This window comes from Streptosporangium sp. NPDC050855, assembly GCF_044456585.1.
Classification (GTDB): Bacteria; Actinomycetota; Actinomycetes; order Streptosporangiales; family Streptosporangiaceae; genus Streptosporangium; species Streptosporangium longisporum.
The window spans coordinates 94,149-104,290 of sequence record NZ_JBITFY010000012.1 but is presented as its reverse complement, the minus strand read 5'-3'; the positions used below and the strand labels follow the sequence as shown (position 1 = coordinate 104,290).

General features: G+C 68.3%; 8 protein-coding genes, 1 tRNA gene and 2 pseudogenes. 8 read left to right on the top strand and 3 right to left on the bottom strand.

Annotated features, from left to right (window positions below; genetic code table 11):
• Window positions 1–187 precede the first annotated feature (187 nt).
• Both ACIBCT_RS24030 and ACIBCT_RS24025 read right to left on the bottom strand, forming a co-directional pair.
• Complete coding sequence (locus ACIBCT_RS24030; protein WP_399192026.1) at window positions 188–817, bottom strand: GNAT family N-acetyltransferase; 630 nt, start codon at window positions 815–817, stop codon at window positions 188–190.
• A gap of 161 nt (window positions 818–978) precedes the next feature.
• Window positions 979–1,053: transfer RNA gene (locus tag ACIBCT_RS24025), tRNA-Leu, on the bottom strand.
• Between the two features lie 139 nt (window positions 1,054–1,192).
• Between ACIBCT_RS24025 and ACIBCT_RS24020 the strand changes: the two are divergent.
• From ACIBCT_RS24020 to ACIBCT_RS23995, 6 genes and pseudogenes are all read left to right on the top strand, one after another.
• Window positions 1,193–1,744, top strand: a pseudogene (locus ACIBCT_RS24020) (ANTAR domain-containing response regulator); the annotation flags it as partial.
• 583 nt (window positions 1,745–2,327) lie between these two features.
• Window positions 2,328–3,506: a branched-chain amino acid ABC transporter substrate-binding protein gene (locus tag ACIBCT_RS24015; protein ID WP_399192024.1), complete on the top strand. Its 1,179-nt coding sequence runs from the start codon at window positions 2,328–2,330 to the stop codon at window positions 3,504–3,506.
• 160 nt (window positions 3,507–3,666) lie between these two features.
• On the top strand, window positions 3,667–4,635 hold the full coding sequence (locus ACIBCT_RS24010; RefSeq protein ID WP_399192022.1) for a branched-chain amino acid ABC transporter permease: 969 nt from the start codon (window positions 3,667–3,669) through the stop codon (window positions 4,633–4,635).
• Window positions 4,632–5,801, top strand: a complete 1,170-nt coding sequence (locus ACIBCT_RS24005) for a branched-chain amino acid ABC transporter permease (protein ID WP_399192020.1) — start codon at window positions 4,632–4,634, stop codon at window positions 5,799–5,801. Before ACIBCT_RS24010 ends, ACIBCT_RS24005 begins: the two co-directional genes overlap by 4 nt.
• Window positions 5,798–6,649, top strand: coding sequence for an ABC transporter ATP-binding protein (locus ACIBCT_RS24000; RefSeq protein WP_399192018.1), 852 nt, complete (start codon window positions 5,798–5,800; stop codon window positions 6,647–6,649). The genes ACIBCT_RS24005 and ACIBCT_RS24000 overlap by 4 nt, the downstream gene beginning before the upstream one ends.
• Window positions 6,639–7,337, top strand: a pseudogene (locus ACIBCT_RS23995) (ABC transporter ATP-binding protein); the annotation flags it as partial. The gene ACIBCT_RS24000 and the pseudogene ACIBCT_RS23995, both read left to right, overlap by 11 nt.
• Before the next feature lie 271 nt (window positions 7,338–7,608).
• On the opposite strand, the gene ACIBCT_RS23990 reads toward ACIBCT_RS23995, so the two are convergent.
• Complete coding sequence (locus ACIBCT_RS23990; protein WP_399192016.1) at window positions 7,609–8,175, bottom strand: DUF4352 domain-containing protein; 567 nt, start codon at window positions 8,173–8,175, stop codon at window positions 7,609–7,611.
• A 287-nt stretch (window positions 8,176–8,462) separates the two neighbouring features.
• On the opposite strand from ACIBCT_RS23990, the gene ACIBCT_RS23985 reads away from it, so the two are divergent.
• A complete protein-coding gene (locus ACIBCT_RS23985) occupies window positions 8,463–9,281 on the top strand; it encodes an ABC transporter substrate-binding protein (protein WP_399192014.1) in 819 nt (272 codons plus the stop codon).
• A 3-nt stretch (window positions 9,282–9,284) separates the two neighbouring features.
• Window positions 9,285–10,133, top strand: a complete 849-nt coding sequence (locus ACIBCT_RS23980) for an amino acid ABC transporter permease (protein WP_399192012.1) — start codon at window positions 9,285–9,287, stop codon at window positions 10,131–10,133.
• The last annotated feature ends 9 nt before the right edge of the window (window positions 10,134–10,142 follow it).

The window sequence follows — 10,142 nt, the reverse complement described above, 5'->3', positions numbered from 1 at the left end:
GGGCATGCTCCGCGGACATGGGGCGCCGGATCACTACACGAACGCTTCCCTTTCCGTGGAAACAATGACATTCATGCATATCCGTCGAACCGAGTCGAGATCAACCGTAATCAAGATTAAAGACAGGGTTCGTTCATCGCGCGTTCCCGGGACGTTCCGTAACTCCCGCCCGCCCCATGCGTGTCCCCTATGGGCGCGGACCGGATCCCTCGTACTCCCATGTCCGTAATGCCACCGGCCGTCCCTTCTCCTCGGTGGGCACCGGCGGGGCGTCCGTCAGGCGGTACCCGGCCGCGCGGGCCACCGCCACGCTCGCGGTGTTGCCGTCCTCGATCTCCAGCAGCAGCCGCGCCACCCCGACCGTCTCGCGGGCGAACTCCGTCATCAGCCGGACCGCCGCCGACGCCAGCCCGCGCCCGCGCCAGGCGGCCCCCAGGCTGTAGCCGATCTCGGCCACGTCCAGGCCCAGCCCGCTCAGCATCAGCAGCACCTCGCCGGCGGGCTCGCCCCCGTCGACGGTGATCGCCAGCTGCACGCGTTCCCCGGCCGCCCGCCGCTGCCGGGACCGCTCCAGGTAGGTCCGTGCCGCCTGCGGGCCGAACGGCGAGACCAGCGGCGTCCAGTAGGCCACCTCGGGATCGTCGAACAGCCTCACCATCGCGTCGAGGTCGTCGTCGTCCCACTCGCGCAGCACCACCCCGTGCCCGCTCAGCCTCACCCGCTCCGGAAGGCGCGTCCGGCTCCGGTACGGGTCCTGCCCGTCCTCCGGCACGGTGCGTCCGTCCCGCTCCTCCCGGCCGTCCTCCACGACCTCCACGCAGCCACCTCCCGTTACGGCGCCTTCCGGGGACCCCCGGCCCTGCTGGCAACCTACTCGCCGCGGGGCCGTCGCCGCCGTCCCCGCCCGCGCGAGGGCCGGTGCCGTTCATCTCCGGGAACGACAAAACCGCCCGGCTGGGAAGCCGGGCGGTCGACATGTGCCCCGGGTGGGACTCGAACCCACACTGTACGGGTTTTGAATCCGCTCCCTCATGCCAATTGGGGTACCGGGGCAGGAATTCGAACGTGTCCGAATTTATCCAAAACGCTTGCCGTGCAGCCTAGCCGATGACGATCCCTTGACCGGTACCGGCGTGGTCCCAATCTAGCGGACGTCGGTACTCTCTTGCTCGTGAGTACGCAGCGGCGAGTGGTGATCGCGGAAGACGAGGCTCTGATCCGCCTCGACCTCAAGGAGATGCTGGAGGAGGAGGGGTATGCGGTCGTCGCGGAGGCCGGTGACGGGGAGTCGGCGGTCACGCTGGCGCTGGAGCACCGGCCGGATCTGGTGATCCTGGATGTGAAGATGCCCATCCTGGACGGGATCTCCGCGGCCGAGCGGATCGTGTCGCAGCGGGTCGCCCCCTGCCTGATCCTCACCGCCTTCTCGCAGCGCGACCTGGTCGAGCGGGCCAGGGACGCCGGCGCGATGGCGTACCTGGTGAAGCCGTTCACCAAGTCCGACCTGGTGCCGGCGATCGAGATGGCGGTCAGCAGGCACCAGGAGATGGCCGCGCTGGAGCGCGAGGTGGGGACCCTCTCCGAGCGCCTGGAGACGCGCAAGCTGGTCGAGCGGGCCAAGGGCCTGCTGATGGAGCGGCACGGCTGGAGCGAGCCGCAGGCCTTCCGGTGGATCCAGAAGGCCTCGATGGACCGCCGGCTGAGCATGAAGCAGGTGGCGCAGATCGTGGTGGCGGACGCCGGCACGGGCGCAGCGCCCGCGGGGGAGACCGGGCAGGACGCGGGGAGCGGATCCGGCGCGGCGGGGGCCGGACCGGCCCCGGCGGGAGGGGCCGGCACGGCGGGAGGAGGGTCCGGCACGGCGGCCGGACCGGGGACGGCGGCGGGCGGGCCGGGCGCGGCCGTGCCGGGGGGCGCGGGGCCCGGTGCGGGGTCCCCGGACGCCTGACCGAGCTTTTCGGTCTTTCCGGCCCTTTTCGGTTGGGGTGGGCGAGAACGGCCGTGACGTGCCCGGAGAGGCCGTCGGGGGACGCGCGTGACGCGGTACCGGGGGTGTGACATGGGGTTCCCGGTGCTCAAGGTGATCTCCAGGTGGCCGTAAGGTTGCCAGTGACCACGGCTTTTGCATCTGATAGCCGAAAAGGATCGGTGCTGTAACGAAGCGGTAACGGCGGGCCGTACTGTATCGACCCGTGACATCCGCTGGTTGTACTAACCGACACAACCCCTGGCCACCCGCCAGGGAGGGCATCTGTGAACCCGGGCCCGACGAAGGGCCGGGCGAAAGGAAGGCAACCTTGCGGCCTAAGACTGCACGCCTCGGTGGAGTGCTTGCCGCCAGTGTGGCGCTCACCCTCGGTCTCGCTGCCTGCGGTGGGAGTGACAGTGGTGCGGGGACCACGCCGGCCGAGGGCGGCTCCAGTGCTGCCGCCCCTGGTACCGTCAAGATCGGCTTCATGGGTGACCTGACCGGTGCCAACGCCGGTATCGTCATTCCCCCGCGGAACGGCGCGAAGCTCGCCATTGACGAGTACAACAAGACCAACCCGGCCACGAAGATCGAGCTGGTCGAGTACGACAGCCAGGGAGACCCCTCCAAGGCCGTCGCCCTGGCCCAGCAGGCCATCAAGACCGACAAGATCGTCGCGATGGTCGGCCCCGCCTTCTCCGGTGAGTCCGCCCAGGTGGCGCCGGTGCTGGAAGAGGCGAAGCTGCCGAGCATCTCGCCCTCGGCCACCAACGCCGCTCTGTCGACGAACGGCTGGAAGTTCTGGCACCGGGTGCTGCCGAGCGACAGCATCCAGGGCCCCGGCATCGGCGAGTTCATCGCCGCCGGCGTCGCCGCGAAGAACGTCTTCGTCATCGACGACAAGTCCGAGTACGGCAAGCCCCTGGCCGACGCGGTCCGCAAGACCCTCGGCGAGAAGGGCGTGAAGGTCACCAACGACTCGCTCGACCCGGCCGAGAGCGACTTCTCCTCGGTCGTCAACAAGGTCGCGGCGGCCAAGCCCGACGCGGTCTTCTTCGGCGGCTACTACGCCGCGGGCGGCAACCTGCTCAAGCAGCTCCGCGACAAGGGCGTCAAGGACACCAGGTTCCTCTCCGGCGACGGCTCGCTGGACAAGGGCCTGATCGACGGCGCCGGTGCCGCGAACGCCGAGGGCGCCCTGGTCGGCTGCCCGTGCTACATCGCCACCCCCGACGTGACCGACGAGAAGGTCAAGTCCTTCGCCGAGGCATACAAGGCCGCCTACAGCGCCGACCCGGCGATCTACGCGGCCGAGGGCTACGACGCGGGCACGGTCTACGTCAACGCGGTCAAGGCCGGTGCGGTCACCCCCGAGAAGATCAACGAGTTCATCGCCACGGTGGACTTCAGCGGGGTTTCCAAGCAGGTCAAGTTCGAGGCCAACGGTGAGGTCTCGGCCAAGGACATCTACATCTACCAGGTCAAGGACGGCGTCATCGGCCTTCTGGGCAAGTCCGCCGAGGCCAAGGTGGGGTAGTCCGACGCGCTAAGAAGAGTAGGTAGTCGACGCGCCGGGAGCGGGAACGCCGCGTGCGTTCCCGCTCCCGTCGTACTTTCGGCAGGATCCACGAGGTCCTGCAGGAGGTGTCGTCCTACCCGGACAGTGCAGGCGACCCCCGCTAGAAGTGGTAACCCTAGTGCTCAATGACTTCATCAATCAGTTCTGGCCGGCGACGATCGACGGCCTGGCCTTCGGCTCGATCTATGCCCTGATCGCGCTCGGCTACACCATGGTGTACGGCGTGCTCAGGTTGATCAACTTCGCGCACTCCGAAGTTTTCATGATCGGCACCTTCGGCGCGATGTTCGTGCCGTTCGTGTTCGGCATCAACTCGCCACTGACCGGCATCGCGCTGGTCGGCCTGATCGTGGCGATGATCCTGGCCGGCATGCTGGCCTCGGCGGGCACCGCGATCGCCCTGGAGCGCATCGCCTACCGGCCGCTGCGCAAGCGCGGCGCGTCCCGGCTGGCGGCGCTGATCTCCGCGATCGGTGCCTCGATCTTCCTCCAGGAGCTCTTCGCGCTCCTGGTGATCCCCAGCGTGTTCAATCGTCCCGAGCAGGGCCGGATCCAGATGGGCCTGCCCCGCATCATGGAGCGGAGCGAGCTGTTCTCGGTCTTCGGCTACCCGGTCCGGGTGGACCAGGTGTTCGTCATCGTGGCCGCGATCGGCATGATGATCGCGCTGGACGCCCTGGTGAACCGGACGAAGATCGGCCGAGGCATCCGCGCCACCGCGCAGAACCCCGAGGCCGCCGTCCTGATGGGCGTGGACATCAACAGGATCGTCCGGATGACCTTCCTCGTGGGTGGCGCCATGGCCGGTGTGGCGGGCGCGCTCTACCTGATCTCGTACGAGAACACGAACTACTACATCGGATTCCTCTTCGGTATCAAGGCGTTCACCGCGGCGGTCCTGGGTGGCATCGGCAACCTGCGGGGAGCCCTGGTCGGTGGAATCACCCTCGGGCTGGTGGAGAACTACGGGGCGATCTTCTTCGGCTCCGACTGGAAGCATGTGATCTCCTTCAGCATCCTCGTCTTGGTCCTGATGTTCCGCCCCACCGGAATCCTCGGTGAATCACTCCAGCAGGCGCGCGCATGAACCAGAAGAAACTCCCGACGGGCCTCCGCAGCGGTCTCGGCACCTTCGGTGACACCATGCACGAACGCTGGCTGAAGACGCCCGGCTGGCAACGTTGGATCCTGTACGTGGCTCTGATCATCGGGGCGCTGCTGCTGCCCTCGGAGAGCCTCGCACCCGTCATGTCGCCCTACACCGACTGGGCGAGCATCCTGTTCTTCCCGATCGGGACGTACGTCGTCCTGGCGATCGGCCTGAACGTGGTGGTCGGCCAGGCCGGCCTGCTCGACCTGGGCTTCGTCGCGTTCTACGCGGTCGGCGGCTACGCCATGGCGCTGATCGGCACCCGGCTGGGATGGAACTTCTGGATCATCCTGCTGGTCGGCATCGGCATCTGTGCCCTGTCGGGCATCACGCTGGGCGCCCCGACGCTGCGGCTGCGCGGTGACTACCTGGCCATCGTCACGCTGGGCTTCGGTGAGATCATCCGCATCACGGCCCGCAACACCGACGAGATCGGCGGCCCGAACGGCGTCCGCGGCATCCCGCACCCGCCGAGCGTCGAGGACTTCCAGCTGTTCGGGATCAACTTCTCCGAGGTGTTCGGGGTCGATCCCTTCAAGTACGGGGTGCTGGACCCTCGGCCCTACTACTACCTGCTGGTCGCGCTGGCAGTCATCGTGATCATCCTGGTGAAGCGGTGGGAGAAGAGCCGGGTCGGGCGCGCCTGGGCGGCGATCCGCGAGGACGAGGACGCGGCCGAGGTCATGGGCGTGCCGACGTTCCGCTTCAAGATGCTCGCCTTCGCCATCGGCGCCTCCATCGGCGGCGCGATGGGCGTGCTCTGGGCGGCCAAGGCCATCTCGATCAACCCGAACGACTTCCAGTTCCTGCTCTCGGCGACGATCCTGGCCGCGGTGGTCATGGGCGGCGCCGGGAACCTGCCCGGTGTCATGCTGGGCGCGTTCGTGGTGGCCTGGCTGCCCGAGCGCTTCCGAGGTCTGCAGGAGTACCGCATGCTGATCTTCGGTGCGGTGCTGGTGGCCCTGATGATCTTCCGTCCGGAGGGTCTGCTCCCGTCGCGCCAGCGCAAGGCGGAGCTGAAAGAGGGGACGGGCGGGATGGGTACGCTCGGAGCCGAGGTTCCCGGGCCCGAGTCGCACGGTGAGGAGGTGGCTTCCAAATGAGCGCCGACGTCAACCCCGGCGGTACGACCGCAGAGCCGACCGGGACGGAATCGTCCCCGTCGCCGGTGCGTCCCGGCCGCGACATGCTGGAGCTGAAGAGCCTCGTCATGCGGTTCGGCGGCGTCACGGCGCTGCGCGACGTGAACCTGACCATCAAGGAAGGCGAGATCTTCGCCCTGATCGGCCCGAACGGCGCGGGCAAGACCACGGTCTTCAACGTGGTGACCGGCGTCTACCAGCCGACCGAGGGCGAGGTCCGCTTCCTGGGTGAGCGGATCAGCGGCGTCAAGCGCTTCAAGATCACAAAGCGCGGCATCGCCCGGACGTTCCAGAACATCCGGCTGTTCCACAACATGACGGCCATCGAGAACGTCATGGTGGGCGCGGACGCGCACCACAGGGCCGGCATGGTCAGCGTGGCGCTGGGGCTTCCCTGGCACCGCAAGGCCGAGCGGGACGGGCACAGGCTGGCGATGGAACTGCTCGACTTCGTGGGCATCTCGCACCGCGCGGACGAGCACGCCAAGAACCTGCCCTACGGTGACCAGCGCCGTCTGGAGATCGCCAGGGCGCTGGCGACGAACCCGAAGCTGCTGCTGCTGGACGAGCCCGCCGCCGGTATGAACCCGGCGGAGAAGGTGGCCCTGCAGCAGCTGATCCGGGACATCCGCGACGCCGGCCGGACGATTCTGATCATCGAGCACGACATGAGCCTCATCATGGGCATCAGCGACCGCATCGCGGTGCTGGACTTCGGCCAGAAGATCGCCGATGGCCTGCCGGACGAGGTGCGGACCGACCCCCGGGTCGTCGAGGCGTATTTGGGAGCTCCCGCCGATGCTTCTTGAGGTCAAGGACATCCATGTCCACTACGGCAAGATCGAGGCGCTCAAGGGCATCTCGGTCGAGGTGAACGAGGGCGAGATCGTCACGCTCATCGGGGCGAACGGGGCCGGCAAGACCACGACCCTGAAGACGATCTCGGGCCTGCGCGGTCTCACCTCGGGAAGCGTCATCTTCGACGGCAAGGACATCAGCAAGATGCCCGGCCACAAGCGGGTCATCGCGGGTCTGGGGCAGGCGCCCGAGGGCCGGGGCGTGTTCCCCGGCATGACGGTGTACGACAACCTGCTCATGGGCGCCTACACGCGCTCGGGCGACCTGTCGGCGGACCTGGCCGAGGTGTTCGAGCTCTTCCCCCGCCTGGCGGAGCGCAGGACGCAGATGGGCGGCACGATGTCCGGAGGCGAGCAGCAGATGCTCGCCATCGGCCGCGCGCTGATGGCCAAGCCCAAGGTGCTGCTGCTGGACGAGCCGTCGATGGGCCTGGCCCCGCTGATGGTCCAGCAGATCTTCTCGATCATCGAGGAGATCAACCGCCGTGGCACCACGGTGCTGCTGGTGGAGCAGAACGCCCAGCAGGCGCTGAAGCTGGCCCACCGCGCCTACGTCCTGGAGACGGGCTCGGTGGTCAAGAGCGCGGACGCGGACGTGCTGCTCAACGACCCCGCCGTGCAGGCCGCCTACCTGGGCGGCGGCGTGTCGGCCGACCCCGCCGGGGAGACGGCCGCTCCCACGGCCGCTCCCACCGGCGGGACGGGTGCCACACCGGCCCCCGCCCCGGCTCCCGCGCCCGCTCCGGGGGAGCGGGACGTCCCGGGGGAGCGGAGCTGATCCGCGCCACGGCCCCCTCGGTGTGACGGGGGCGGGCCCGCCGTCCGGCGGCCCGCCCCGCCGGGCCCGTCCCACGGCGGGCCCGGGTCCGGTTTCCGGGCGGGTGCGGGGATCGGCCCGGCGGGACGGGGGCTCAGGGCAACGCCACCTGCGCCCCGTCGGTGCCGCCGGTCACCCCCAGCGGCGGGTCGCCGAACAGCCGGATCGCCGAGACCTTCGCCTCCTCGGGGATGTCGTACCAGAGATCCATCTCCACCCTGACCTGGGCGCCGAGCGAGAGCGTTTCGGGCTGGCGCTTGATGGCCTGCGCGAACTTGTTCGGCGCGTGGGAGGTGCCGTCGGCGGCGACGAGCCTCTGCAGCCTGGCGTCGAAGTGCGCGGTGGTGCGGGCGAGGTTCTCCACCACGACCCGTACGACCACGTACTGGCCCTTGGCCCGCCACTCGGCGTGGCTGCCGAAGAAGCCGTCGAGGCCCTTCTGCAGGCCGATCACCTGGAACCGGGTCTCGCCGTCGGTCACCGGGGCGGCCCTGACCGGGATCTCACCGGGCCGTACCGGCCGGGGCGGGAGCTCGTAGGTCGGGGTGGGGGAGGGGACGGCCCTGGGGACCGCGGATTTCCCCGGATCCGTCCCGGTGCAGCCGGCCACCACGGCGGCGGCGAGAACCGCACCGGTCAACGCGATTAGGGGGTTGCGCACACCGGGCAACGTAACCGAGATGAGTCCCGAAGTTCAACGGCTCGCCCGCGTGGCATCGACGATCCGGCAGATGCCCCGCCGTCGGGGTGCCGAGGGGGCAGGGTATTGAATCCGGGGGCTCCGACTGCAGTTGTTGTCCGAATTGTGTCGTAGTGGTGATCTGCATGGTTATGCAGGTGATGCAGCATCACCTGCACTGAGGTATCCATACAAGACGTGACATTGACCGTAAGGAGGCCTTCGTGGGCCTGAGTTTTGTATCCCGACGCGCACTCTCGGTAGGCGCCATGGTCGTCGCCGGTGCGCTCGGCCTGTCGGCCTGCGGGAGTGGCGAGACCACCACCGCGAGCCCGGGCGGCGGTGCCTCGGCCAGCGCCCCGGCGGCCGCCTCCGGCGCGAAGGTGATCACTCCCGGCAAGCTGACCACCTGCACCAACCTGCCCTACGAGCCCTTCCAGTTCAAGGAGGGGAACAAGGTCGTCGGTTTCGACGTCGACATCGTCGACCTGGCGGCCAAGAAGCTCGGCCTGACGCAGGAGATCGTCGACATCGACTTCGCCATCATCAAGAGCGGCGCGGCGATGGCCGCCGGCAAGTGCGACGTGGCCGCCGCCGGTATGACGATCACCGACGAGCGCAAGGCCAACATCGATTTCTCCGAGCCCTACTTCGACGCCACGCAGGCCCTGCTGGCCAAGAAGGGCGCCGGCGTGAAGACCCTGGACGAGGTCAAGGCCAAGGGCCTCAAGCTCGGCGCCCAGGCCTCCACCACCGGCCTGGACTACGTCAAGGAGAAGGGCCTCAACCCCAAGGAGTTCGCCGACTCTCCCAAGGAGCTGCTCGGCCTGCAGTCCGGCCAGGTCGACGTGATCGTCCAGGACCTCCCGGTCGTCCTGACCTGGCTGAAGAAGCCCGAGATCGCCGAGAAGTTCGAGCTGATCGCCAGCCTCGACACCGGTGAGCAGTACGGCATCGGCCTCAAGAAGGGCGCCGACCCGGTCCTGCTCAAGGCGATCAACGACTCCATCGCCGCCGCCAAGTCCGACGGCACCTACGAGCAGATCTTCGTCAAGTGGTTCGGTAAGAAGCCCGGCGAGCTCGGTTAATCGATGACCGACCAGTCAACGACGACGGAGCCCGCTCCCGGCGGTGGCGCCCCCACCCGGAGCGGGCTCAGCCCTCGCAAGAGGCAGCAGATCAGCCGGGCCTTCCAGTACGTGGTGCTGGTGGCGGTGGCCGTCTTTCTCGTCCTGCGCATCGAGTGGGCCAAGCTCGGTGAGAACTTCACCAAGCTCGACGTCGCCGCCGAGACGCTGCCGGACCTGTTCACGGTCGCGCTGAAGAACACGATCATCTACTCGGTCGGTGGCTTCTTCTTCGCCTTCCTGCTCGGCCTGCTGTTCGCGCTGATGCGGATGTCGTCGGTGCGGCCCTACCGGTGGATCGCGGTCACCTACATCGAGATCTTCCGAGGGCTGCCCGCCCTGCTGATCTTCCTGCTCATCCTGTTCCTGCCGCTGGCGCTGTCCGGCTTCGAGGTGCCCGGCGGTACCTACGGCCAGGGCATCCTGGGCCTGACCATCGTCGGCTCCGCCTACATGGCCGAGACGCTGCGCGCCGGGCTCCAGGCGGTGCCCAAGGGGCAGATGGAGGCGGCCCGCTCGCTGGGCATGTCCTACAGCCGGGCCATGATCAGCATCGTCATCCCGCAGGCCGTGCGCATCGTCATCCCGCCGACGACCAACCAGTTCGTGTCCCTGCTCAAGGACTCCTCGCTGGTGCTGTTCCTGGGGGTCTCCGGCGAGTACGTCGAGCTGACGAAGTTCGGCAACGACACGGCCTCCACCTTTGCCAACGCCACGCCCATCCTGGTCGTGGGAGTGACGTATCTCCTGGTCACCATCCCGCTCGGGTACCTCGCGTCCCGGCTGGAGAAGCGCCAGGCGAGGGGACGGTGACTCCAGTGA

Excerpts from the sequence above, each read along its gene's own strand:
- ACIBCT_RS24005 (WP_399192020.1), top strand. The coding sequence starts at position 4,632 with ATGAACCAGAAGAAACTCCCGACGGGCCTCCGCAGCGGTCTCGGCACC.
- ACIBCT_RS24000 (WP_399192018.1), top strand. The coding sequence starts at position 5,798 with ATGAGCGCCGACGTCAACCCCGGCGGTACGACCGCAGAGCCGACCGGG.
- ACIBCT_RS23985 (WP_399192014.1), top strand. The coding sequence starts at position 8,463 with ATGGTCGTCGCCGGTGCGCTCGGCCTGTCGGCCTGCGGGAGTGGCGAG.
- ACIBCT_RS23980 (WP_399192012.1), top strand. The coding sequence starts at position 9,285 with ATGACCGACCAGTCAACGACGACGGAGCCCGCTCCCGGCGGTGGCGCC.